This window comes from Synechococcus sp. CCY 0621 (assembly GCF_019038465.1).
Classification (GTDB): domain Bacteria; phylum Cyanobacteriota; class Cyanobacteriia; order PCC-6307; family Cyanobiaceae; genus Cyanobium.
Map to the genome: position 1 here is coordinate 1 of NZ_JAFKRH010000042.1, position 23,843 is coordinate 23,843.

General features: G+C 70.2%; 25 protein-coding genes. 15 read left to right on the top strand and 10 right to left on the bottom strand.

Features of this window, described 5'->3' with window-relative positions; genetic code table 11:
• Positions 1-381 precede the first annotated feature (381 nt).
• The 5 genes from KUG43_RS13990 to patR are packed head-to-tail and all read right to left on the bottom strand — an operon-like array spanning position 382 to position 4,456.
• Positions 382-849: a Fur family transcriptional regulator gene (locus KUG43_RS13990; RefSeq protein WP_399230824.1), complete on the bottom strand. Its 468-nt coding sequence runs from the start codon at positions 847-849 to the stop codon at positions 382-384.
• A gap of 32 nt (positions 850-881) precedes the next feature.
• Positions 882-1,925 carry a lysylphosphatidylglycerol synthase domain-containing protein gene (locus KUG43_RS13995; protein ID WP_216910035.1) on the bottom strand — a complete coding sequence of 348 codons (1,044 nt, stop codon included), beginning with the start codon at positions 1,923-1,925 and terminating at the stop codon, positions 882-884.
• Positions 1,922-3,136 (bottom strand): nickel pincer cofactor biosynthesis protein LarC, encoded by a 1,215-nt coding sequence (gene larC, locus KUG43_RS14000; protein WP_216910036.1) that lies wholly within the window; start codon positions 3,134-3,136, stop codon positions 1,922-1,924. The genes KUG43_RS13995 and larC overlap by 4 nt, the downstream gene beginning before the upstream one ends.
• Positions 3,133-3,774 carry a M41 family metallopeptidase gene (locus tag KUG43_RS14005; RefSeq protein ID WP_216910038.1) on the bottom strand — a complete coding sequence of 214 codons (642 nt, stop codon included), beginning with the start codon at positions 3,772-3,774 and terminating at the stop codon, positions 3,133-3,135. Before KUG43_RS14005 ends, larC begins: the two co-directional genes overlap by 4 nt.
• 1 nt (position 3,775) lies before the next feature.
• Entirely contained in the window at positions 3,776-4,456 is a 681-nt protein-coding gene (patR, locus tag KUG43_RS14010; RefSeq protein WP_216910040.1) for a heterocyst master regulator PatR, read from the bottom strand.
• Between the two features lie 117 nt (positions 4,457-4,573).
• Between patR and KUG43_RS14015 the strand changes: the two genes are divergently transcribed.
• Positions 4,574-5,425: a tetratricopeptide repeat protein gene (locus tag KUG43_RS14015; RefSeq protein ID WP_216910042.1), complete on the top strand. Its 852-nt coding sequence runs from the start codon at positions 4,574-4,576 to the stop codon at positions 5,423-5,425.
• On the opposite strand, the gene KUG43_RS14020 is transcribed toward KUG43_RS14015, so the two are convergent.
• Positions 5,355-5,732 (bottom strand): hypothetical protein, encoded by a 378-nt coding sequence (locus tag KUG43_RS14020; protein WP_216910044.1) that lies wholly within the window; start codon positions 5,730-5,732, stop codon positions 5,355-5,357. The two genes, KUG43_RS14015 and KUG43_RS14020, sit on opposite strands and share 71 nt — an antisense overlap.
• Before the next feature lie 81 nt (positions 5,733-5,813).
• Between KUG43_RS14020 and xth the strand changes: the two genes are divergently transcribed.
• Positions 5,814-6,647, top strand: coding sequence for an exodeoxyribonuclease III (gene xth / locus KUG43_RS14025; protein WP_216910211.1), 834 nt, complete (start codon positions 5,814-5,816; stop codon positions 6,645-6,647).
• Positions 6,648-6,661: 14 nt separating this feature from the next.
• Here the strand turns inward: xth and KUG43_RS14030 are convergent, their stop codons facing one another.
• Positions 6,662-7,264: a PAP/fibrillin family protein gene (locus KUG43_RS14030; protein ID WP_353618046.1), complete on the bottom strand. Its 603-nt coding sequence runs from the start codon at positions 7,262-7,264 to the stop codon at positions 6,662-6,664.
• A 113-nt stretch (positions 7,265-7,377) separates the two neighbouring features.
• Between KUG43_RS14030 and mqo the strand changes: the two genes are divergently transcribed.
• Entirely contained in the window at positions 7,378-8,865 is a 1,488-nt protein-coding gene (gene mqo / locus KUG43_RS14035; protein WP_216910046.1) for a malate dehydrogenase (quinone), read from the top strand.
• On the opposite strand, the gene crtL is transcribed toward mqo, so the two are convergent.
• Together crtL and gyrA are read right to left on the bottom strand one after the other, a co-directional pair.
• Entirely contained in the window at positions 8,862-10,094 is a 1,233-nt protein-coding gene (crtL, locus tag KUG43_RS14040; protein WP_216910048.1) for a lycopene beta cyclase, read from the bottom strand. The genes mqo and crtL overlap by 4 nt on opposite strands.
• Positions 10,095-10,167: 73 nt before the next feature.
• The gene (gyrA, locus tag KUG43_RS14045) at positions 10,168-12,810 is read right to left on the bottom strand and encodes a DNA gyrase subunit A (RefSeq protein WP_216910050.1); all 2,643 of its coding nucleotides are present in this window, start codon (positions 12,808-12,810) and stop codon (positions 10,168-10,170) included.
• Positions 12,811-12,843: 33 nt separating this feature from the next.
• On the opposite strand from gyrA, the gene KUG43_RS14050 reads away from it, so the two are divergent.
• From KUG43_RS14050 to rsmD, 7 genes are all read left to right on the top strand, one after another.
• Positions 12,844-13,998, top strand: coding sequence for a homocysteine biosynthesis protein (locus KUG43_RS14050; RefSeq protein WP_216910051.1), 1,155 nt, complete (start codon positions 12,844-12,846; stop codon positions 13,996-13,998).
• A gap of 73 nt (positions 13,999-14,071) precedes the next feature.
• Positions 14,072-14,641, top strand: a complete 570-nt coding sequence (locus tag KUG43_RS14055; RefSeq protein ID WP_216910052.1) for a CAAD domain-containing protein — start codon at positions 14,072-14,074, stop codon at positions 14,639-14,641.
• Positions 14,642-14,713: 72 nt separating this feature from the next.
• Positions 14,714-15,877, top strand: a complete 1,164-nt coding sequence (locus tag KUG43_RS14060; protein WP_216910053.1) for a GuaB3 family IMP dehydrogenase-related protein — start codon at positions 14,714-14,716, stop codon at positions 15,875-15,877.
• A gap of 283 nt (positions 15,878-16,160) precedes the next feature.
• The gene (trxA, locus tag KUG43_RS14065; RefSeq protein WP_015110798.1) at positions 16,161-16,484 is read left to right on the top strand and encodes a thioredoxin; all 324 of its coding nucleotides are present in this window, start codon (positions 16,161-16,163) and stop codon (positions 16,482-16,484) included.
• Between the two features lie 121 nt (positions 16,485-16,605).
• Positions 16,606-17,580 carry an LOG family protein gene (locus KUG43_RS14070; protein WP_353618047.1) on the top strand — a complete coding sequence of 325 codons (975 nt, stop codon included), beginning with the start codon at positions 16,606-16,608 and terminating at the stop codon, positions 17,578-17,580.
• Positions 17,577-18,200, top strand: coding sequence for an imidazole glycerol phosphate synthase subunit HisH (hisH, locus tag KUG43_RS14075; RefSeq protein ID WP_216910054.1), 624 nt, complete (start codon positions 17,577-17,579; stop codon positions 18,198-18,200). The genes KUG43_RS14070 and hisH overlap by 4 nt, the downstream gene beginning before the upstream one ends.
• The gene (gene rsmD, locus KUG43_RS14080; protein WP_216910055.1) at positions 18,197-18,796 is read left to right on the top strand and encodes a 16S rRNA (guanine(966)-N(2))-methyltransferase RsmD; all 600 of its coding nucleotides are present in this window, start codon (positions 18,197-18,199) and stop codon (positions 18,794-18,796) included. The genes hisH and rsmD overlap by 4 nt, the downstream gene beginning before the upstream one ends.
• 37 nt (positions 18,797-18,833) lie before the next feature.
• On the opposite strand, the gene petG is transcribed toward rsmD, so the two are convergent.
• On the bottom strand, positions 18,834-18,947 hold the full coding sequence (gene petG / locus KUG43_RS14085) for a cytochrome b6-f complex subunit V (RefSeq protein ID WP_015110794.1): 114 nt from the start codon (positions 18,945-18,947) through the stop codon (positions 18,834-18,836).
• A gap of 108 nt (positions 18,948-19,055) precedes the next feature.
• Between petG and KUG43_RS14090 the strand changes: the two genes are divergently transcribed.
• The 5 genes from KUG43_RS14090 (at position 19,056) to bchI (ending at position 23,835) form a co-directional block, all read left to right on the top strand.
• Positions 19,056-19,448, top strand: a complete 393-nt coding sequence (locus tag KUG43_RS14090; RefSeq protein ID WP_353618048.1) for a c-type cytochrome — start codon at positions 19,056-19,058, stop codon at positions 19,446-19,448.
• Positions 19,445-20,188: an RNA methyltransferase gene (locus KUG43_RS14095; RefSeq protein WP_216910058.1), complete on the top strand. Its 744-nt coding sequence runs from the start codon at positions 19,445-19,447 to the stop codon at positions 20,186-20,188. Before KUG43_RS14090 ends, KUG43_RS14095 begins: the two co-directional genes overlap by 4 nt.
• 82 nt (positions 20,189-20,270) lie before the next feature.
• Positions 20,271-21,287, top strand: a complete 1,017-nt coding sequence (locus KUG43_RS14100; RefSeq protein ID WP_216910060.1) for a serine hydrolase — start codon at positions 20,271-20,273, stop codon at positions 21,285-21,287.
• Complete coding sequence (locus tag KUG43_RS14105) at positions 21,284-22,753, top strand: DUF3370 domain-containing protein (protein WP_216910062.1); 1,470 nt, start codon at positions 21,284-21,286, stop codon at positions 22,751-22,753. Before KUG43_RS14100 ends, KUG43_RS14105 begins: the two co-directional genes overlap by 4 nt.
• On the top strand, positions 22,750-23,835 hold the full coding sequence (gene bchI, locus KUG43_RS14110) for a magnesium chelatase ATPase subunit I (protein WP_216910064.1): 1,086 nt from the start codon (positions 22,750-22,752) through the stop codon (positions 23,833-23,835). Before KUG43_RS14105 ends, bchI begins: the two co-directional genes overlap by 4 nt.
• Positions 23,836-23,843: the final 8 nt, after the last annotated feature.

Consider the following 23,843-nt stretch of genomic DNA (forward strand, 5'->3'; position numbering starts at 1 on the left):
CCGGCATGCGCACGGCAGTGACGGGGTCATCGGGAAGGAAGCGGTAGCGCATCGAGGAGGAGCGCCCTTATTGCGAACTGCTCGCAACCTAGACGCCCAAGGGCCCCTTTTGCAAGCGATTCTCAATAGCAGCTGGCGATTGCGAAGCGCCGGCGTCGGCGCGACGTCCAGAGGGTCACGCGCAACGGTCGCGTTCGAGGCCTGGCAACGTGCCATCGGGGACCTTTGCCGTGCCAGGCGCCCCCCAGCCTGGGCTGATTCCTCCGCTTCAGCGCCCCATGCTCCGCATCCGTGGCGACCGGTCCAGCCTGTTGGCGGCCCTGGCGGCCCACTGGGCCGATCAGCAGCTGCAACTGCCGGCGCTCAGCTCCGGCAGCCCCCTCAACCCTGCTCCTCAGCCGCGCAGGTCGGACAGAGGGCCCGCACGTTGAGCACACACTCCAGCAACCGGAAGCCGAAGGCCCCAGCCGCCGCTTCGCCGGCGGCCAGCACGGGGCCGCTCTCGAACTCCTCGGTGCGGCCGCAACGGACACAGAGCAGGTGGTGATGGTCGCGGTGGGCGTCGCCGGCCAACTCGAAGCGACGTCCCCCCTCCGGCAGTTCAAGCTCCTGCAGCAACCCCATCGAGCTCAGCAACCGCAGGGTGCGGTAGACGGTGGCCAGGGACACCCGCTCCTGGCTGCGCACCAGGCGCAGGTGCACTTCCTCCGCGCTGAGGTGGCTGCCCTCACCGATCCGCTCGAACAGATCCAGCACCCGCTGGCGCTGGGGCGTGAGCCTCTGGCCCCGATCGTTGAGGGTGGTGCGCAGGCTGCTGGGTTGGGCCAGACCGGTGGGGGGAGTGTTCACCACGCGATCCCAGATGTTCGCAACACTAGAACCTATTGAGAAGGGCTGCCTGATGGCGGTGTCGCCACAGGCGGCTGCCGCGCCAGTCGCCGGTCGAGGGCCACCAGGGCGGCGGCCAGCAGATCGGTGAGCGTGACGATCAGGCGGTAGCTGAGGGCCACCGCCAGCAGGGGGGCCTCCGGCAGGGTGAGCCCCATGCGCAGCAGCAGCACCGCCTCGAACACCCCGAGCCCCCCGGGTGCTCCTGGCACCACCAGGCCGGCGGTCCAGGCCAGGGCGAACCCCGCCAGCCAGACGGGGGCATCGCTCCCCAGGGGCAGATCAAAGGCCTGGATGCAGCAGCAGAAGGCGGCGAAGCGCAACAGCACAAAGGCCAGTTCCGCCAGCAGCGGCTGCCAGGGATAGCCCCTCAGGCTGGAGCGCACCAGGTCCGCCCCCTGCGCCAGCTCCTGCTGGAGCTCGTCCTCCAGGCCCAGGTCACGGGCGCGGCGCCGCTCGAGCCGCGCCAGCAGGGGATCGAGCCAGCGGGGCAGCAGCAGGACCAGGGGCAGCAGACACACCAGGCCAAGCCCGCCCTGCCAGCCGCCCAGGGACACCAGGGCCAGGGCCGCCACCACCGCCACCATGGGATCGAGCAGCACCGCCACCAGGGCCATGCTGGTGCCCACGGGGGCCGCCAGGGGCGCGCCTTCGTTGCGCAGCCGCTCCAACCGTGAGGCCAGGTGCCAGATGCCCCCCGGCAGGAATTTGCGCAGGTTGGTGGCCACGTGCAGTTCCACCACCGCAGCCCAGACGGGCCGCAGGCCCAGCCAATGCAGCACAACGCCCCAGGCGACGCCATTGATCAGCAGGCTGAGCAGGCTCACCCCGACGCCCAGCACCAGCCACAGCCAACCCTGGCCATCGAGGCGCAGCTGCACCAGCTGGCGGCCGTGACTGAGCAGGGCCGCCATGACGAAACCGAGGCTGCCCAGGGTGATCCAGGGGCGCAGGCCGCCGGGCAGGACCAGCCACTTCGGTGGCGACGGCAGTCGTCGCCGCAGGCTTTCGAGGCTGGCAGGGGACCAGGGCCTCATGGCGCTTCCCCCTCAGCCGCCAGGGCGCGGCGGACCTCGTCGCGCACCTCTTCGATGGAGCGACCCAGGCGACCGGCCAGCTCCACCAGGTCGGCGTGTTCGGCCTTGGCCCGCCGGCGACCGTCGGGAAGGGTGGCCCACTTGATCCGCACCGGACCGAGGGCGGTGGCCAGGGTGGCACTGCTCCTGGGCAGGATCCAGCGGTTCTGCAGCTGCTCCCGCACTCCCAGCGTCGTGCCGTGGCGCCACCACACCTGGCGCAGCACCGGACCCAGCTCCGGGGGCATCAGGGCGGTGAGCAGGGTGCCGGTGCGGCCCTTCTTCATCGCCACCGGCTGGCTGAACACGTCCAGGGCCCCGCCATTGCGTAGGGCCTCCGCCAGGTAGGCCAGGTCCTCGGCGCTGGCGTCGTCGATCTGGGCCTGCTGCTGCAACAGGACTTCGTTCACTTCGTCGGCGCTGCTGGCGCCATCGTCCCCCAGGGGACGGGCCAGGGTGAGGCGCAGCAGGTTGGCCCGGTCCAGCTGGCGGGTGCCCAGCCCCACCCCCACCCGCAGCGGCACGGCCCCGGGGGAGGGGCCGAAACGGTCGGCCCAGCAGGCCATCAGGGCCAATCCGGTGGGGGTGGTGAGTTCTCCCGGGGGAAACCCCTCGCTGGAGGCCAGCGGCAGACCCCGCGCGCGGGCGATCTCCAGCACTGCCGGGGCCGGCAGCGGCAGCGCCCCGTGGGCAGTGGTCACGCTGCCGTGGCCCGCGGGCGGCACGCCACAAACCAATTGGTCCACCCCCAGGTGCAGAAGGCCGGCGCAGACACCCACGATGTCCACCAGGGCATCGATCGCCCCCACTTCATGAAAGACAACGGCCTCGGCGGAGTGGCCGTGGACCGTCGCCTCCGCCTCCGCCAGCAGGCCGAACACGGCCAGCACCTTCTGCCGCAACGCCGGCGCCAGGGGAGCCGCCTGGATCTGCTGGCGCAACGCCCCCCAGGGGCGATGGTGCGGCTGTACCTCCAGGGCCTCCACATCCAGATGCAGCCCCCGCAACCCACCGCTGCGCCGCTCCTCAATCCGCAGCCGGTAGCGCCCCTCCAGCCCAAGGGCGGCAAGCGGCGCTTCGATGGTTGCGTCGGGGAGGCCGAGATCCAGCAGGGCAGCCAGCAGCATGTTGCCCGCCAGGCCGGTGGGGCAATCCAGCAGGGCCAGGGTCATGGGGGCGGCCGCCGGCCGAAACGGGGGGCCGCCTGCAGCAGCCGTTCGGCCTCGGCCTCGATCTCGACGCGGCGGTCCCGCAGGGCCTGCTCCACCTCCCGGCGCGCCCGGCGCTGTTCCATGCGGGCCGTCTCGACATCGAAACCGGAGAGGCCCCAGAGGCGGCCCAGCAGGGCCCGGTCGTCATCGCCGCCGACGCTGCCGCCGTAGATCAGCGACTCGGCCACCATGCCCGCCTGCAGCACCCGGCTCCAGCGCCGCAGGTCCTCGGCGGAGAGCTTCACGCTCTCAGGCAGGGCGAACTCGGTGCAGCCGCCGCTGTCGACCCCGGCCCGCAGGCAGGCCAGGCTGCCCACCAGCACCCGCTGAACCACCAGACCATCGCTGCTTGCGGCCAGGGCGTGGCCGGCTTCATGGATGGCGATGCGGCGCAGGCGCCCTTGGCCTCCGGGCAGGGCTTCGGCCAGCAGATGGCCGCCGCGTCCGCCAAAGCGGGCCGCATCCAGGGTGAGGGAACCCAGGCCCAGGGCCACGAACACGGTGAGCCACCAGGGGGACAGGCCGACCAGTGGGCCCGCCACGGCGCCAAGGCTGACCAGCAGCACCACGACCCCGGCCGTGAGGGCACCGCTGGTCATCTCAACGGCCCTGGCGGGTCACGGCGCGGCCGTGGCCCTTGGGCTTGGCCGGGCCGCCCTTGTCACCGCCGGGCTTGCGGGCGCGGCCGCCGCGGTTGCCCCGTTCCGCCACCGGGCCAATGACCTCAAAGCGCTCGACGACGAGCTGCTGACCCTGGCGGCGCAGGTCGAGGGAGACGAAGTGACGCAGGTGCTCCAGGGGAATATCGCCGCGCAACTGGAGCTTGAACGGCACCGGACGGTTGCCGTCGGGGCGGGGCTGCTGCCACACCTTGATGACGAGATCGCCGGTTTCGGGGCGGGTGAAGATCAGTTCGCCGCGGATGGAGAAATAGTCGTCGCCTTCGGGAAGCTGGTCCGCATCGGGGACAGCGGGGGCGGCCTCCGTGGGAGGGGTCAGGGTGCTGGGTTCCCAGACGCCCACCATCTGCAGGTGGAGCTGGTTCTCCTCCCGCGAGCGGGGGTAGACAACCCACAGATGCGGTGTCGCCAGATCGAGATGGCGACGCATCAGCGTCAGCAGGCGCCCGAGCACCACGGCCTCGATCTCGGTGCCGTCATCCGTGCGGATCAAACCGCGGGTGAGCTGGTCGGGATCGGCAGGCACATAGCAACCGCGCACCACTCCGATGGCCCGGTATTGCGTCGGCTCGGTGACCGGGGAAATGGGATGCTGGCGCATGGTGGAAGGAAAAACCCCGTGGCGGTGCCTGGAATGGCCCGGGTCAATGTAAGCAGCAGCGGAAGCGCGATGCCCAGGCCAGACTCGGACGCGACCTTGAGCCTTCTCCGTCAGCGGATGCCCTCCCCGAACCGAAGCCTTCCTGGCCTCTGGTCGCTGCTGGCGGCCGGCCTGGTCGGGGTGCTGGCCCTCGGGGGGGGCTGGTGGCTGGGCCAGCGTCAGTCGGCCACCCAGGCCAGCGCCGACCCGAAGCGAACACTGCTGACCAAGGAGGCCACCCGATTACGGCTGCGGCTCGACGCCGACGAGGCGGGCCCAGCCGACCGCCAACGACTGCTGGAGCTGCTGGTGGCCCTCGACCGCAAGGCGGAGGCGATCAGCCTGCTGGAGCCGATGGCGGACCGGGAACCCGAACGCTGGTCGCTGCGGCTGATGCTGGCCGAACTGCGGCGCGACCAGGGCGACCGCAGCGGCGCCGAGCGCGAGTTGCGCCAGATCCTCAATCTGCGGCCCACCCAGGTGGAGGCCCTGCAACTGCTCAGCCTCCTGTATCTGGAGCAGGGACGCGGCGCCGCCGCCGAGTCCCGCGTCAAGGCGGCCTATGGCATGGCCATCAAACCGGATGTGCAGCCTGAGGCCCTGGGCATCGGCCTGCTGCTGGCAGAACTGCAGCTCAAGCGCAACCAGGCCGCCACCGCATCAGCCACCTACCTGCAGCTGGCCAACTTCTTTCCCCAGGACCAGCGACCGCTTCTCGGTCTGGCGATGCTGCGGCACGACCAAGGTGATGCCAAGGGTTCTCAGGAGGCCCTGGCCCAGGCACGCCTGAGAAGCCCCAACCCTGACAAGCCGGACCCCAGGCTCGACAAGCTGGCGGCGAGCTGGGGGCTGGAGCCGCTCAGATCCCCTTCAGTTGCCCCGAAGTCGCCGCCGGTGCAGGCTTCGGCGCCTTTGCGTCAAAGTCCCTGAGGGCCTGATCGATGGCGGAACTGGGGGGGGTGGCGTCGTCCAGAGCCGTGCTGCGCTTCAGCTTGTTCAGCAGGTCGAGCGGATTGGTGCTGTCCAGAAGCGAGCCGCTGCCGGTCCCTGATTTACCAGGCCCGTAGTCGTAGAGCTGGCGCTCCATCGTGCTGGTACCAAGGGTCTGGCCATAGCCAGCCTGCTGGGCCGAGGCCTCACCGGCCGGCAGCACGACGAACCCAGCGGCTGGCAGAGCGCTGATCGCCAGTGAGACGACCCGGGCGGTGCGGGCGCGCAAAGACAGTGATCGGTTCATGGCTCCTGCCCGTAGATCGAAGAATCATCAGGACCCCATGATAAGGGCCCTTAGCCGGTGGACCGGCCCGTCGCCATGGCCCTGCGGATCGCCACCTGGAACGTCAACTCAGTGCGCACCCGGCTCGATCAGGTGGGCGCCTGGCTCAGGGCCGAAGCCCCCGAGGTGCTCTGCCTGCAGGAAACCAAGGTGGCCGACGCGCTGTTTCCGCATGCCGCCTTCGAGGCCCTCGGCTACCGGGCCGTGATCAGCGGCCAGAAGGCCTACAACGGCGTGGCCATCCTCAGCCGATTGCCGATCGAGGATGTGCGGGTGGGCTTCGCCGCCCTGCTGCCGGACGATCCGGCGGCTGAGGGGCTGGGCGAACAGAAACGGGTGATCAGTGCCTCGATCGAAGGGGTGCGGGTGCTCAATCTCTACGTGCCCAACGGATCGGGCCTGACCTCGGAGAAGTACCCCTACAAGCTGGAATGGCTGGCCTGTCTGCGGCGCTACCTGGAGGTCCAGGAGGCCGAAGCGGAACCCCTGGCCATGGTGGGGGACTTCAACATCGCCCTGGAAGCCCGCGACATCCACGACCCAAAGCGCCTCAGCGGCGGAATCATGGCCAGTGACCCGGAGCGGCAGGCCCTGACGGCCGCCCTCGGCGATCGCCTCAGCGACGTGTTCCGGGTCTTCGAACCGGATGCCGGGCACTGGAGCTGGTGGGACTACCGAACCGGCGCCTGGGACCGGGACACCGGTTGGCGCATCGATCACATTTATCTGTGCGAGCAGTTGCTGGCCTGCGCCACGGGCTGCGTGATCCACAAGCGGGTGCGGGGCAATGAGCAGCCCAGCGACCATGCGCCGGTGGTGGTGCACCTGGCCTGGCCGCCCCAGGAGGCCGCCGACGGCGACGAAGACAGCTGGTGACGGCCCCCGGGGCCTCAGCCCAGGAACGCCGCCAGCTCGAGGTCCGGCCGCCGCACCAGGGCAAACAGGGTGCCGGCATGGCCCCGGCTCACCCGCAGCTCGTCATCCAGAACGGTGACATCAAGCCAGGCGGGAAACCCCTGCTGCACCTCCCGGAACAACTGCAGCCGCCGTTCTCCCACCTGGGGTCCCAGCCAGCCGCCCCGCTCGAAGCACACCGAGACCCGCTGGTGGGGCGGCTCGGGCTCCACGGCGATCCGGGCCTGCACCCCGATCCCTGCGACGGGCCCGAGCGGGCCGGCCAGACGCAGCAGGTTGAGGGCGCGGCCACTGGCGGGATCGAGCAGCTGCAGATTCTCCAGCCAGGGCCGGACCGCCAGATAGGGCTGGGAACTGCTGCTCCAGCGCAGTTCCCACACCCCCGCCAGCTGGGCGGCCTGGACGGAGAGATCGGCGGGCTGCAGCTGCTCCAACCGCTCGATCAGGGCCTCGATCCGCTCGGCGGCCTGGCCAGGGGAGCCGGGACGCAGCAACCCAAGCAGTTCCTGCCGGCAGGCCTGTGTCTCGCCGGCAGCAGCGATCGGGCCATCGGCCATGGCAAGGGAAGCTTCCGACACCGGTTCTCACCCGCAGCGCGGGGGCGCATCAGGACCCATGCTGTCAGGGGCAGGAGGCCATCGGATACCGTGTCGCCCGGCCTGATCGCCGATCCGATCCAACGGCAGACCCCGTGACGCTGACCACCGTCGATGTGACCCTGGTGGGGGCGGGAATCATGAGTGCCACCCTGGGCACCCTGCTGAAGCAGCTGCGGCCGGAACTGCGCATCCTGCTGCTCGAAGGGCTCCCCAGGGAGGCCCAGGAAAGCTCCAGCGCCTGGAACAACGCCGGCACGGGCCATGCGGGGAACTGCGAGCTGAACTACACGCCAATGGCGGCGGACGGCTCGATCAGCCTCGCCAAGGCGCTCGACATCAACGAAGCCTTCGATCTCTCGCGCCAGTTCTGGACCCACCTGGTGCGGGACGGGGCCCTGGGCTCCCCGCAAGCCTTCATCCAGGGTGTCCCCCACATGAGCTTCGTGCTGGGGGAGGAGCGGCGGGCCTTCCTGCGCGAACGCCACCGGCTGATGGGCGCCCACCACTGCTACCGGGGCATGGCCTACAGCGAGGAGCCGGCCCAGGTGGCGGACTGGGCGCCACTGTTGATGGAAGGACGGGATCGGGGCCAGGCGATCGGCGCCACCTTCATCGCTTCCGGCACCGATGTGAACTTCGGGGCGCTCACCAGCCAGCTGCTGAATCACCTGCGGGCCAGCCCGCCGTTTGAGACGCGATTCTCCACGGCGGTGACAGGCCTGCGGCGCCGGCAGGAGGGGGGCTGGCGGCTGGAGAGCCGCGATCAAGCCAGTGGCGAAACCCGACTGATCGATACCGGCACCGTCTTTCTCGGGGCCGGTGGCGGCGCCCTCTCGCTGCTGCAGAAATCGGGAATCCCCGAAGGACGCGGCTATGGCGGCTTTCCCGTCAGTGGTCTGTGGCTGCGCTGCGGCGATCCGGCCGTGGCCAGCCGCCACCACGCCAAGGTCTACGGGATGGCGGCCGCCGGTTCGCCGCCGATGTCGGTGCCGCACCTCGACACCCGCCTTGTCGATGGCCGTCACTGGATCCTGTTCGGGCCTTACGCGGGGTTTTCCAGCAAGTTCCTTAAAAGCGGTTCCCTCTGCGACTGGCCCGGTTCCCTGCGGCCCGGCAACCTGCTGCCCCTGCTGGCGGTGGCCCGCGACAACCTGCCCCTGACCAAATACCTGATCGGCCAGGTGTTCGCCAGCCCCGAGCAGCGCTTCGCGGCCCTGCGGGACTTCTACCCGAACGCCCGGCCCAGCGACTGGAGCCTGGCCGTGGCCGGCCAGCGGGTGCAGATCATCAAGGGTCACCCCAGCCGGGGCGGGGTGCTCCAGTTCGGCACCGAGGTGGTGCACGCCGCCGATACCTCGCTGGTGGCCGTGCTGGGGGCCTCACCGGGCGCCTCCGCCGCCGTGTCGATCAGCCTGGAGATCCTGCGCTCCTGTTTCCGCGACAAGCTGCCCGAAGGCTGGGAGCGGACGCTGAAGCGGATCCTGCCCTCCTACGGCGAATCGATCCGCCACGACGCCAACCTGTGCCGGCGAATCCGCAGCCAGAGCGCCGAGGTGCTGGGGCTGCCGGCAACCGACTAGGGCTGGCGCGGCGGCAACAGCAGGCCGGCCCGCACGTCCCAGGGCGACAGGGCGAACAGGCGGAGCATGGCCACCAGCAGCTCCGGCACGGCCAGGGTGTTGGCCAGAAAGCCCGACCACTGCGGGCCGCTCAAGCGGAAGAAGCTGGCGAAGAACTGGCGCAGCTGGGCTTCGGAAAAACCCATCAGCTTCCCCAGCCCGAACTGGTACAGGGCGTGCTTGCAGCGCAGCTCCGGGGACCAGAGGGCCCGCCAGCCCGCCCGGGCCAGCAGCTCCGAAGGAGCCCCGGGCTCCGCCATCGCCGCCGCCACCGCCGCGGCCACCGCCGGCGCCCGCCGCAACAGGGCGCCCACCATGTAGCCCGAGGCCGGATGCACCATCGAGGCGGCCCCGCCGAAGGCCAGCACCGGCTGCTGCAGATCCGGCAGGGGCAGGTTCATCGGGAACAGGCAGAACTCTTCGTGCTCCACCTCCAGCACCTGCACGCCGCGCTGGGCCAGGCGCCGGTGCAGGCGTTGCTGGAGCCGCTCAAAGGGCACCGGGGGAGCCAGGGCCAGCGACGTCTCCTCGACGAAGAAGCGGCCCCCGCCCAGGTCCATCGCGTACAGGAAGGTGGGAGGCTCGGCCCGCTCCGCCTCGCTGAGGTGGTCGCAGCGGTAGTCCATCAGCACGAACTGATCGGTCTGCACCGGAGGCGCCGAGAAGCGGCCGACAACCCCATAGGCCGACTGCCCCGCCACCGGGCCCCGGTCGGGCCGCCGCACCAGCGCCGCCTGATGGCCGGTGGCGTCCACCACCAGCCGCGCCTGCCACCGGCTGCCATCCGCCCCCACCACTTCACTCAGGGCACCAACGGCCTCACAGCCCGTGGCCAGGCCCTGAAGCAGCTCCACTCCGCCGCGTTCACAGGCGGCCAGCCAATGCTGCTGCAGGGCCTCACGGTTGAACAGGCCGTAATCGCGGCCATGGCGCGTGGGGCGGTTGGCAGCCGCCGCTGGGTCAGGATCCCCCACGCCGAAGTAACTGACCGTGTCGCTCCAGCGGTGCTCCAGCAGGTGACCCAGGCCGAGGGCATCCACCTCATCCCCCCAGATGCCGTAGGTGTTGGGCCAGGGGGCGCGCAGGTCCTGGGGCGCCAGCAGGGCCACCTGGAGCCCCTCGGCCGCCAGGGCCGCCGCGATACAAAGGGCGGCGGGGCCGCCTCCGAGCACCAGCACGTCCGTCGCCATCTCGCCGGTACGGTGATGGCACATCCTGCATCACGGCCCCGTCAGGCCAGCGCTGACCCCCCGCCTGGAGGGCTCAGTCGTCCGTGTCCGGGGTCGCCTCAGCGGCTGGAGCCTCCGGGCTGACATCCGGCGTGACCTCAGGAACCGCCCCATCGGCCAGCTCCTCCTCCTCGGCCGCCGGCGGCACCAGCACCACCTCGGTGAGGCGATCGCCGGAATCCAGCTTCTGCAGCCGCACCCCGGTGGCCGCCCGGGACTGCTGGGGAATGGCATCGGCCTTCATGCGCACGATCACCCCCCGCTCGCTCACCAGCAGCAGCTCCTCGCCGGCGCCGAGCACCTTGAGGCCCACCAGCACGTCACCGTCACGGCGGAACTTGATTGCCCGCAGACCCATGCCGGCGCGCCGCTGCAGCCGGAACTGGTCCACCGGCACCCGCTTGCCCAGGCCGCTGGCGCTGGCGACCAGCACCCAGGGACCCTCGCTGGGGGCCACTTCGTCGCCCTCCTCCTCGTCGCCGCTGCCGGCGTCCGCCGTGCTGGCGACACGGTCGGCCAGTTCCGCTGTGAGCACATCCATGCTCACCAGCTCGTCGCCGGGGCGCAGGTTCATGGCCCGGACGCCGCGGGCGGTGCGCCCCAGGGGGCGCAGCTCCTCGTCGCTGAGGCGGAAGTGGATCGTCATCCCCTTGAGGGATCCGATCAGCACGCTGTCGCCGGGCAGGGCCAGCCGCACCCAACGCAGGGCGTCGCCGTCCTCGAGGGAGATGGCGATCAGGCCGTTGGATCGGATGTTGCTGAAGGCCGACAGTCTCGTGCGTTTGATGTAGCCACCGCTGGTGAGCATCACCAGCTGCACGTCGTCTTCGAACTCGCTCACCGCCAGCAGGGAGGTGATCGCCTCCTCGCGGGGAATCGGCAACAACTGCACGATCGGGGTTCCCTTGGCGGAACGGCTGCTGATCGGCACCCGGTAGGCGGGGATGGAATACACCACGCCCCGGTCACTGAACAGCAGCAGGGCGTCGTGGTCGTTGCAGCTGATGAACAGCTTCACCGCCTCTTCGCCCTGGCTGCGGGTACCGGCCTTGCCGCGGGTGCCGCGGCTGGTCGCCTCGAACTCGCTCACCGGCATCCGCTTGAGGTAGCCGTTCTCCGTGAGCAGCACCACTGAGCGCTCATTGGCGATCAGGTCGATGTCCTCGAGGCCGCCTTCGAGATCCAGGATCTCGGTGCGGCGGGGGGAGTCGTAGCGGCTGCGCAGCACATGCAACTCCTCCTGGATCAGCCCCAGCACCCGCTCCTTGCGGCCGAGGATGTCCTGGTAATCGGCGATCTTGGCGACCAGGTCGTCGTGTTCGAGGCGGATCTTGTCGGCCTCCAGGGCCGTGAGGCGCCGCAGCTGCATCTGCAGGATGGCGTCGGCCTGGATCTCGCTGAGGCCATGGCGCTCCTGCAGCTGGGCCCGGGCCGTGGCGGTGTCGGGGGCGGCCCGGATCAGGGCGATGATCGGGTCGAGCTGGTCGAGGGCCAGCAGCAGGCCCTGCAGGATGTGGTCGCGCTCCTCGGCCTTGCGCAGGAAATAGCGGGTGCGCCGCTCGATCGTGCCGATGCGGAACTCGAGGAACACCCGCAACATGCGGCCGAGGGTGAGCAGCACCGGCTCCCCCTTCACCAGGGCCAGCATGTAAGCGCTGAAATTGTTCTGCAGCGGCGTCAGCTTGAACAGGTTGTTCAGCACCACCTGGGGGTAGGCGTCGCGGCGCAGTTCGATCACGATGCGCATGCCGTCGCGATCGCTTTCATCGCGGATGTCGGCGATGCCCTCGAGCTTCTTGTCGTTGACCAGCTCGGCGATGCGCTCGATCAGGGAGGCCTTGTTGGTCTGATAGGGAAGTTCGGTGATGATCACCGCGTCCCGGTCGGGACGGCCCTTGGCTTCCACCGTTTCGATCGAAGCCACACCGCGCATGGTGATCGAGCCGCGGCCGGTGGTGTAGGTCTCGCGGATGCCCCTGCGGCCGAGGATCTGGCCGCCGGTGGGGAAGTCGGGTCCGGGAATGATCGCCATCAGGGCCCTGTCCTCGATCTCCGGGTCGTCGATCAGGGCCAGCAGGCCGTCGATCAGCTCGGTGAGGTTGTGGGGGGGGATGTTGGTGGCCATCCCCACGGCGATGCCGGAGGAGCCGTTGAGCAACAGATGCGGCACCCGGGCCGGCATCACGGTGGGTTCCTGCTGGGAGCCGTCGAAGTTGTCGATGTAATCGACGGTTTCGGCTTCGATGTCCTCCAGCAGGCTGTCGGTGGTCAGGGCCTGCAGGCGCGATTCGGTGTACCGCATGGCGGCGGGTGGGTCGTTGTCGACCGATCCGAAGTTGCCGTGCCCATCGATCAGGGGCATGCGCATGGAGAAGTCCTGGGCCATGCGCACCAGGGCGTCGTAGACGGCCGTATCGCCGTGGGGGTGGTACTTACCCAGCACCTCCCCCACGACGCGGGCGCATTTCCGATAGGGCCGGTCGCTGGTGAGACCGAGCTCGTACATGGCGTACAGGATGCGCCGGTGCACCGGCTTGAGGCCATCGCGGGCATCGGGCAGGGCCCGGCCCACGATCACGCTCATCGCATACTCCAGATAGGAGCGCGACATCTCGTTGCGTAGGTCGGTCTGGATGATCCGTCCGTCGGATTCACCGGGTCCGGTTGGATCCGCCATGCAAGACCGTATGGGGCACAACCCACTCTATCGATGACCCTGCCGGCCCGTTGTGAATCCGCCCTGCGCGAGCGTCAGCGCAAGGGGGTGCTGCGGGTGCGGGCCGCCGCCGATTTCCGCGCGCTGGTGGCCGAGGCCGGGCTGGCGGAGGCCTACGACAGCACCGACGTGGTGGTGGCCGCCAATGCCGAGTTCACCGACCAGGGCTCGCTTCACCTCAACATCGGCCCCTGCGATCCACCGATCCGATTCCGGGAGGCCCAGCTCGAAGCCCTCGCGGCCCAGAGCGGCGGCGGTGGCGGCGACCTGGTGCTGCCCATCGGCGGCGGCCTCGGGGAGAACCAGCGGCAGGGGGGAGCCCATCTGCTCGACCGGCTGCTGAAGGGCGGCTCCCTGACCCTCACCGCCACCGGGGAGGTCACCGCCCTGCATCCGCGGCGGGATCTGCAGGCCCAGCTCGACCTGGAGCGGATCGGTTCCGGCCGGCTGCTGCTGCATCGGGCCATCAGCGAAAACGGCATGGTGGCCGTGAGCAGCGCCGAAGGGGTGCTGCGCAGCCCCTGGGGGCCCGTGCTGGGGCCGTTCGGCAACGCGCTCTACGGCTGCGGCGGCGCCGGCAGCATCGGCCTCACGATGCCGGGGTTGGCGCTGCTGGGGCCGGGCTCACCGGTGCTGGTGGCGGGGGCGATCGGCTGGGTGGTGGGCAGCGGCAGCGGCCACCAGCCGGGGGTGCGTCGCTCCGCCAGCGGCCACGCCCTCAGCCCGGGGGCGGTGGCGGCGGTGAGTGTGGATCTGCATGGCCTGCGGCCCGAATGGTTGCGGCCCTGCTTCTTCGAAGGCCATGGGGCCGGCCTGCTGGTGGGCCTGGCGGCCCCGGTCCCCCTGATCAACGAAGCCGTGGCCCGCCAGGCCGCCTGCAGCGACGGGGAGCTGGAGGCGCCCGTACTGGATATGGCCATTCCGCGGCGCCTGCGGCCCCGCTTCGGCTCGGTCAGCTACGCCCGGCTCAAATCCGGCCTGATCCAGGTGGAGGGGCGCCGCGTCACCGCCGCTCCGGCCCACAGTCCACGGCTGGCCGAAGCCGTCGCTGCGGAGCTGATCGCCTGGCTCCAGGACGGTCGCTTTCCACTGCAACTGCCCGTCAGGCCGCTGTCGGAGCGGGGCGGCCTGATTCCCATCGACAGCTGAAGTCAAGGGCCTCCCTGGGGGAGGTTCCGGAAAACAGCCGTAAGCTCCGCCGTGAGCTAACGGCGCCAGAACAATGGCCGAGACCCCCTTCAGCCCCGAATCCCCCTTCACCCCTGAGCCCCCCGCCAGCCCCGAGGCTCAGGAGAACGGACCGTCGACCCAGCCATGGCCGACGGAGCCGGCTGAGGTGACATCGGAACCCGGAAGCCCTGAGCCGGAACCGATCCTGGCCGGGCCGGATCCCGAGGCCGACGTCCCAGAGCCCGGCATCGTGGCCACATTTGAGGTGCCCCCCCTGGAGGGCTCCCCTGATCCAGCCGAAGACGGGGGCGGGGAGTTTGAGCTGCTGCTGCAGAAGATCAAGGACTGGCTCGGCAGCGGCGAGCTCCAGGCCCAGTGGCAGCGGTTCCGCGGCCCCCTCAAGGGCCTGGCGATCCTCGTCGGCGTCGTCCTGCTGCTGCGGGTCTACGCGTCCCTGATCGGCACCCTGGACAGCCTGCCCCTGGTGGGCGGACTGCTGGAGCTGGTGGGCCTGATCGCCGTGACCCGTTTCACCGTCACCAAGATGGTGCGCAAGAGCGACCGGGAGCAGGTCTTCGCCGACTGGAGCCGCCGCTGGAACGATTTCCGGGGCAGGGAGTGATCTCCCGACCGTGATCGGGACGGGTCCATCGCGGCCCGGTTGATAGTTTGTGCCCACTGTGTCCGTCCAACGGTGAACATTCAGCTCGGTCGCTCCAGGACCGTCCGCCGCGCCTACGGCATCGACGAAATCGCCCTGGTCCCAGGCGGCCGCACCGTCGACCCGGAAGTGACCGACAGCAGTTGGAGCCTGGGGGGCATCCAGCGGGAGATTCCCATCATCGCCAGCGCCATGGACGGCGTGGTGGATGTGGGCATGTGCATCGAACTCACCCGGTTGGGGGCCCTGGGGGTGCTGAACCTGGAGGGCGTCCAGTGCCGCTACGACGATCCCGAACCGATCCTGGACCGCATCGCCTCGGTGGGCCGGGAGGAGTTCGTGGGTCTGATGCAGGACCTTTACAGCCAGCCGGTTCGCGAAGACCTGGTGCGTCAACGGATCGCTGAGATCAAGGCGGGCGGCGGCATCGCGGCGGTGAGCGCTACCCCGGCGGCGGCCCTGCGCTTCGGGGCGGCCGTGGCCGAATCGGGCGCCGACCTGTTCTTCGTGCAGGCCACGGTGGTCTCCACCGAACACATCGGCCCCGAAGGTCGCCAGACCCTCGACCTGGCCGCCCTCTGCCGCGACCTGGGCGTGCCCGTGGTGATCGGCAACTGCGTCACCTACGACGTCACCCTGCAGCTGATGCGGGCTGGCGCCGCCGGCGTGATGGTGGGCATCGGCCCCGGCGCCGCCTGCACCTCCCGGGGCGTGCTCGGCGTCGGCATTCCCCAGGCCACGGCCGTGGCTGACTGCGCCGCCGCCCGGGACGACTACGAACGTGAAAGCGGCCGCTACGTGCCGGTGGTGGCTGATGGCGGCATCGTCACCGGCGGGGACATCTGCAAATGCCTGGCCTGCGGCGCCGATGCGGTGATGATCGGCTCCCCGATCGCCCGGGCCGCCGAAGCGCCCGGCCGCGGCTTCCACTGGGGCATGGCCACCCCCAGCCCGGTGCTGCCCCGCGGCACCCGCATCAAGGTGGGCACCACCGGCAGCCTCGAGAAGATCCTGCGCGGCCCGGCCGGCCTCGACGACGGCACCCAGAATCTGCTGGGCTGCATCCGCACCTCCATGGGCACCCTGGGGGCCCGCACCCTCAGGGAGATGCGCGAGGTGGAGGTGGTGGTGGCCCCGTCCCTGTTGACCGAAGGCAAGGTGTACCAGAAGGCTCAGCAGCTGGGCATGGGCAAGTAGCACGCCACGGCTCGCCGAGGAGCTGGCCGCGTCGTCGCAGAGCTGGACAACACTGCCTCAAGGCGAGATGGAGGCTAACCTTTTGATGTGGGGGCTCCGGCTCGCACACTCCTCACACCCCCCGGCCCGGCGTGTCCGGGCTTTTTGTCTTTCCCAACCGTTCCATCGCCAGCCCCCACGCCTGGGGCTGCCGGTTCCGCTACGGCCTGCAACGCTGACTCCATCGCAGGGGAGAGCGGCCGAACCCGGTTGCTAGATTCATTTCATCCCGAGTCTGCAAGGAATGTCCAGCGCCGCTGCCGTCACCGACGCCTCCTTCGAGCAAGACGTGCTCAAGAGTGATGTGCCCGTGCTGGTCGATTTCTGGGCCCCCTGGTGTGGCCCCTGCCGCATGGTGGCGCCGATCGTCGATGAGATCGCCAAGGAATACGAAGGCAAGATCCGCGTCTACAAGCTCAACACCGACGAAAACCCCAACGTCGCCAGCCAGTACGGCATCCGCAGCATTCCTACCCTGATGCTGTTCAAGGGCGGCCAGAAGGTCGACACCGTTGTTGGTGCCGTTCCCAAGAACACCCTGTCCGGCACCATTTCCAAATACCTCTGATTCCGTTCCGCTGACGCCGCCCCTCTCCCCGAATCCAGTACCGGCGGCGGGCAGAAGCCCACTGCAGGCACTCGCCGACGAGCTCCATGGACACCCCCAGCGCCGCCAGATTGAGCGGGCGGTGGTGTCCCTGCTGCAGGTGGCGCGCCAGGAGAAGGAAGAGGAGGAATGGCGGCTGATCGCGGGCTGCCTGGCTGACATCAGCGAGGCCCTGGAGGTCTTCCGTCCACGCCGCGCCGCCCGCAAGATCAGCGTGTTCGGCTCGGCTCGCACCCGTCAGAGCGATCCCTGCTACCTCCTGGCCGAGGCGGTCGCCCGGCAGGCGGTGCAGGCCGGTTTTGAGGTGATGACCGGTGCGGGGGCCGGCGTCATGGAGGGCGCCAACAGCGGTGCCGGTTGTGAGCACAGCATCGGCCTCAACGTGGATCTGCCCTTCGAGCAGCATCCCAACCCCTACGTCAGTGCCTGCGACGGCCGCCTGCTCTACTTCCGCTACTTCTTCACCCGCAAGCTGTTCTTCCTGATGGAGAGCGATGCCCTTGTGGTGATGCCGGGGGGATTCGGCACCCTCGATGAACTGTTCGAGTGCCTCACCCTCATCCAGACGGGCCGCACGTCACCGATCCCGCTGGTGCTGCTCTGCCCGCCGGGCGACGAGTTCTGGAAGGTCTGGAAACGCAACGTGCATCAGGAACTCGCCACCCGGGGGCTCATCTCCCCGGAGGATGTGGATCTGATGGTGGAAGCCTCCGATGCCGAGGAAGCCGTGGCCCACATCTGCCGGTTCTATCGGGTGTTCCACAGCGCCCAGCTGGGGCAGGACCGCATCGAGCTGCTGCTCAACGCCGAGGTGCCACGTGCCCTGCTGCCGGAGCTGAACCGAAGCTTCGCCGATCTGCTGGAGGAGGGCGCCATCCAGACCGGCGAGGGGGTTGACGACAACGGTCTGCTGCGGCCCTGCCTGTGGCTGCGCTTCGACAAACGCCGCGTCGGCCGGCTCTACCAGTTCATCGACCACCTCAACGGCCTCGACCTGCCGGCCTCACCGGCCCTGGAGCATCCGGCCGAGCGGGTCCCGAGCGTCAGCCAGCCATGAGTCGCATCGGCCTGATCGACTACGGCATGGGCAACCTGCATTCGGTGCAGCGCACCTTCGGGCGGCTCGGTGCCGAGCTGGTGAGCGTGCACGGCCCGGCGGATCTGGAGGCCTGCGACGCCCTGGTGCTGCCGGGTGTCGGCGCCTTCGATCCGGCCATGGAGCGGCTGCGATCGGCCGGGCTGGAGCCGGCTCTGCGCCGCTCCTGCGCCAGCGGCAGGCCGCTGCTGGGAATCTGTCTGGGGTTGCAGTTGCTGTTTGAAGCCAGCGAGGAGGGCCGAACCGAAGGGCTGGGCGTGCTGGCCGGCCGCGTTCGCTCCCTGCCGCGGCTGGCGGGCCACCCCCTGCCCCACATGGGCTGGGCCCCCCTGATCCCGGCCACCGCCAGCCCCCTTCTGCCGGCAGCCACCCCGGAGGCCTGGGTCTACTTCGTGCACTCCTTCGCCGCCGAGCCGGCCGAGGCCACGGCCACCACGGCCCTCGTCGACTACGGCGGCACCCCGGTGACGGCGGCGGTCTGGCAGGGGACCATCGCCGCTTGCCAGTTCCACCCGGAGAAGTCCGGCCCCGTCGGCGAAGCGATGCTGCGTCGCTGGATCGACTGGGTCGGCTCTCTGTGACGCTGCGGCTGAGCGGCGGCCGCCGGCTGCAGAGCCCCCCGGGCAGCACCGCCCGGCCCACCCCTGCCCGGGTGCGGCTGGCGGTGATGAACCTGCTGGCCGCCGACGTCCCCGGCAGTCGCTGGCTGGATCTCTGCTGCGGCAGCGGCGTGATGGCCTGCGAGGCCCTGCAGCGCGGCGCCTCCGAGGTGGTGGCCGTGGAGCGGGATCGCCGCATCGCTGCAGTGGCCAGGGGAAACCTGGAAGCGACCCTCGCCGGCCGGCCGGCCCAACGGGTGGAGGTGGTGCAGGCGGATGTGTTGCGCTGGCTGGCGACAAGGCCGAACTCCACCCCGCCCATCCGCTTCGATCTGATCTACGCGGATCCTCCCTACGCAGCTGGGCTGCACGGGCCGATCGCCGCCGCGGTTGGGGCGGGACGCTGGCTGGAGCCGGGCGGCACCCTGGTGTGGGAATGCGCCTCGGACGGCGTTCCGCCGGACCCTCCGGGTTGGCAACGGCGGGACTGCCGCCGCTATGGCGGCACTACACTGGTGTTACTTCAGGAGCCGCCTGACCAGGACGGACCCTCCAACCTGGAAGGTTCCAACCCCTGACCACCCACTGCGTCCATTCCAGGCCAAAAGCCCAGGATCAGCCCCCGAGGGCACTGCCCCGGCGGTACTGGTTCCAGGCCGCCACGAACAGCCCCACCAGGGTGACAGGGATCAGTCCAAGCACGATGCCGCAGAGGAGGGGTTCGATCATGGAGAGGCGGAAGCGTCAGTCGATGCACAATTCTTCCACGACCCCCCCCGGCCACGCGAGACCCACCGCAGCACTGTGATCAGCCCGTCCCCCACACCCCCCTTCGCCGTGACGCCCGCCACCGTCAGCGAGGCCAGCCAGCCCCCCGCCCAGCGCCGCAGCCTCGTGGCGGCCCTGGCGACCCTGGCGGCGGTGGCCTGCATCCTGCTGGTGGTGGTGGTGTTGCCGGCGGCCCACAGCGATCCCTACACCCGCCAGACCCTCGCTCTCACCGGTTCGGCCACGGACGGCGGTCACCTGTTCCGGCTCAACTGCGCCGGCTGCCATGGGCTGGCCGCCCAGGGGCTGGTGGGCCCCAACCTGCACGGCGTCGATCGACGCAAGAATGATCGCCAGCTGATCCAGCAGGTGGTGAGCGGCCGCACCCCACCGATGCCGAGCTTCCAGCCGGAACCCCAGGCCATGGCCGATCTGCTGGCGTTTCTGCACGCGCTGCCTTGAGCCCCAAGCTGGTCCTGGTCGAACCGGCCGGGCCCCTCAACGTGGGCAGCGTGGCCCGGCTCTGCCGCGCTTACGGCATCGAGGAGCTGCGGCTGGTCGCCCCCCGCTGTGATCCCCTCAGCGACGAGGCCCGGCTGATGGCCGTCAAGGGGTTGCCCCTGCTGCAGCAGGCGCGCCTGTTTCCCACCCTGGCCGCCGCCCTGGCCGACTGCGGCCGGGTGGTGGCCACCAGTGGCCGTCCGGAGGGGGAGCCCCTGCCCCTGGAGGATCCCGATGATGCCCTGGCCTGGCTGCTGGCCAGCGATCCGGTGCTGCCGTCGGCTCTGGTGTTCGGCCGGGAAGACCGGGGCCTGAGCAACGACGAACTGCTGCAGGCCGGCCGGCTGCTGCAGATCCCCACCCCCACGCCCCACGGCTCCCTCAACCTCTCCCATGCGGTCGCCGTGGTGCTGCACGACCTGCACCGGCTGGCCCGGCAAGCACCGGCACCGGCCGTGGCCGCCGTTGCCGAGGCCCCCTGCCCCCGGGGGGTGCTCGAAGCCATGCTCAGCGACGCCGAGGAGCTGCTGCTGGAGGTCGGGTTCCTGCTGCCCCACACCGCCCATGCCCGGATGGCCAAACTGCGGGCCCTGCTGCAGCGCGGCCAGGTCAGTGCCCCGGAGGTGGCCCTGCTGCGGGGCCTGGTGTGCCAGTTGCGCTGGGCGAGCCGTCGCCCTTTCCCTTCTTCCCAGGACCACTAGCGTCGAGACATTGCCCCAAAGCCCTTTTTCCGTGAGTGCTGGCCGTCCATCCCGTCCCCCTGGCAACCCCTGGCTTCGCCCTGTGGGTCTGGTGCTGCGCCTGATCGTGCTGGGGGTGGGTCTGGGCGTGATCGTGGGCACCGCCCTCAAGCTGCTGGAGCCACGCCTCGTCAAGGGGGCGATCGGTACGCCTGCACCGGGCTCAACGCCGATGGTGAAGAAGCCCGGCACCGGGGCGATGGCCCTGGGACGGTTCGAGCCGCGCCAGGAGCTCGTCGGCCTCAGCCAGCAGTGGACGCGGCTGGCCGCCGCCCAGAAGGATCTGACCGCCAGCGGCTTCCTGCTGGTGCTCGACGACGGTCGCTTCGCCCAGATGCAGCCGGATCTGGCTCTGCCGGCGGCCAGTGCCATCAAGGTGCCGATCCTGCTGGCCAGCCTGGAGGACCTCGATGGCGGCAAGCTGCGCTGGAACGAGCCCATGCCACTCACCAAGGAGGTGGTGGGGGGTGGGGCCGGCTGGATGGCCAACAAGCCGCTGGGCACCCGCTTCCCCTTCTTCGAGGCCGCCACGGAGATGATCCGGGTGAGTGATAACACCGCCACCAACCTGCTGATCCGCCGGCTGGGCGGCAAGACCACCCTCAACAGCCGCTTCCGCAGCCTCGGCCTGCCCGCCACGGTGGTGAACAACTGGCTGCCTGACCTTGACGGCACCAACACCACCAGCGCCCGTGACCTGGCCCGCTCCATCGCCCTGGTGGACACCGGCGACAAGCTCACCCCCCGGGCCAGGGATCTGTTCCGGGAAATCATGGCCACGTCCCGCACCAACACCCTCATCCCCCTCGGCCTGCTGATGGGGATGGGCAAGGATGCCCCCGATCCCGACAGTGAACTGCTGCCCAAAGGCATCACTGTTTACAACAAGACCGGCGACATCGGCATCGCCTACGCCGATGCCGCCCTGATTCAGCTGCCCGATGGCCAGCGGGCCGTGGCGGCCTTCATGGTGAAGGGTCCCTTCAACGATCCCCGTTCCGCCGAGCTGATCCGGGCGATGGCCGGCGCCGTCGCCAAAACCCTCGTCAAAAGTCAATGAGAGCCGTCATCCCCGCCCTGCTGCTGCCGTGGCTGACCGCTCTTGGTAGTCCCCTGCTGGCCCAGCCGCAGCCGTCTGCAACCCCGAAGCCCGCCCCGAAGCCCCCCGTGCTTCGCCCGGGCACGGTGGCGCCCCTGCCCGGCCGGCTGGATGCGGTGCCGATGCTGAACGACAACAACCCCGAGGTGATCAAGGGCCCCGGCATCCTGCTTTCCACCTTCGATGGCCAAAGGGGCTACGCCGGCCGGCCCCTGGGTGAGCCCTCGGCGCACCTGAACACAGCTGTCAGCGGCCCCTTCGAACTGTTCAGCCACCACATCTACGCCGGCAGTCCGGAAAGCCTCGATTCCACCCTCTGGCTGGCGGTGGTGGCGGCCCCACGGGGCCAGGCCCCGGTGAAGCTGCGCACGGTGGCCGGCTCCACCGCCCTGTCCCAGTCGGTGAACCCCGAACAGCCCTCGGCCCCCTTCCTGCCCCTGCCGGCCCTGATGGAGCAGGGCAGCACGCCGATCTGGGCCGGCCCCGGCAGCCGGGTGGCCACCGAGCTGCTGGCCCGGCAGCGCAGTCCCCTGGTGCCGGAGGGCTGGACCCTGCCGCCGGGACAGCTGAGCACGCTGATGGTGCTGCCGCTGCCGGTGCGCGGCCTTGATCCCTTGCTCAACGGCCTCAACCTGCAGCTGCGTCTCAACAGCGACGGGCCGGTGGATGTGGCCACCCTGGCGGCCTTCGGTCCGGTCGACCGGCCCCCGGATCCCGCCGTCTGGCAGCGCCTGCTGCAGGGCGGCCTCAGCCCGAAGGAGCACAGCCCCAGCCCCCGGGGGGCCAGCGGCCCGATGGTCTATTCCCGGGTCAGCGGCGTGCAGGTGGGCAGCGCCTGGCAGGGGCGGATCAGCGATCCGGGTCGCCCGACCCTGTCGGTGAGCCGGGCGCCGATCTCCTGGCCGATCAGTTCCCTGGAGCGGGGCACCCTCGGCACCGGCCAGGTGCAGACGGCCCCCCTCCGCTCCTTCTATCCCGGCACCGCCTGGGCCGCCCACGGCAACTACGGCGTCACCTACGACCTCAGCCTGCCGCTGCGCAACGACACAGGCCAACCGACGCGGCTCGCCCTGGCCCTGGAATCGCCGATCAAGACCGAGCAGCCCCTGGGCGGCCTGCGCTTCAACACCACCCCGGCGCGGGCGGTGATGTTCCGCGGCACCGTCGAGGTGAGCGGCCTCGACAACGACGCGGGTGGTCCCGGCGGACGGCGCCGCTTCCACCTCGTGCTGCGGGCCGGTCAGGAAGGGCCCACCCTGGGCACCGTCAGCCTGCGCCCTGGCCAGGAGCGGCAGCTGCGGGTGCGGTTGATCTATCCGGCCGACGCCACCCCGCCCCAGGTGCTGTCGCTGATCCCCGTGGCCCCGGAGGTGGCCCCAGGGGCGGCTGTGAAACAATCCGGGGCTACGCCCGCAACCAGCCCGTGACGCCAACCAGGAAGCGCAGGGTCTTCCCCTTCACCGCCATCGTGGGGCAGGAGGAGATGAAGCTGGCGCTGCTGCTCAACGTGATCGACCCCCGCATCGGCGGGGTGATGATCATGGGGGATCGGGGCACAGGCAAATCCACCACCATCCGCGCCCTCGCCGATCTGCTGCCCGCGATCGACGTGGTGGCAGGGGATCCCTACAACAGTTCGCCCAGCGATCCCGACCTGCAGAGCAGCGAGGTGCGCCAGAGGGTCGAACGGGGCGAGCAGCTGCCCATTGAGGCCCGCCAGGTGCCCATGGTCGACCTGCCATTGGGAGCCACCGAGGACCGCCTCTGCGGCACGATCGACATCGAGAAGGCCCTCAGCGAGGGCGTGCGGGCCTTTGAGCCGGGACTGCTGGCCAAAGCCAACCGGGGCCTGCTCTACGTCGACGAGGTGAATCTGCTCGACGACCACCTGGTCGACGTGTTGCTGGATTCGGCCGCGTCGGGGTGGAACACGGTGGAACGGGAGGGGGTGTCGGTGCGGCACCCGGCCCGTTTCGTGCTGATCGGCTCCGGCAACCCGGAGGAGGGGGAGCTGCGCCCCCAGTTGCTGGATCGCTTCGGCATGAGCGTCGAGGTGCGCACGGTGCGCGATCCCGAGCTGCGGGTGCAGGTGGTGGATCAGCGCACCAGCTTCGATGCCGACCCCGACAGCTTCAGCGACCGGCTGCAGAGCACCCAGGAGGCCCTGCAGGCCCGGGTGGTGGAAGCCCAGGAGCGGCTGCCCCAGGTGGCCATCGACGACGACCTGCGCATCCGCATCTCGGCGGTCTGCGGCGAACTGGACGTGGACGGCCTGAGGGGCGACATCGTCACCAACCGGGCGGCCCGGGCCCTGGCGGCCTTCGAGGGCCACCTGGAGGTGAGCGACGACGACGTGGCCCGCGTGGTGGCCTGCTGCCTGCGCCACCGGCTGCGCAAGGACCCCCTCGAGCAGATCGACTCCGGCGATCGGGTGGTGAAGATGTTCTGCAAGGTGTTCGATCACGCCGGAGGCGACCCCACCGCCTTCCAACTGGCCCTGGCGGGGTGAGAGGCGCA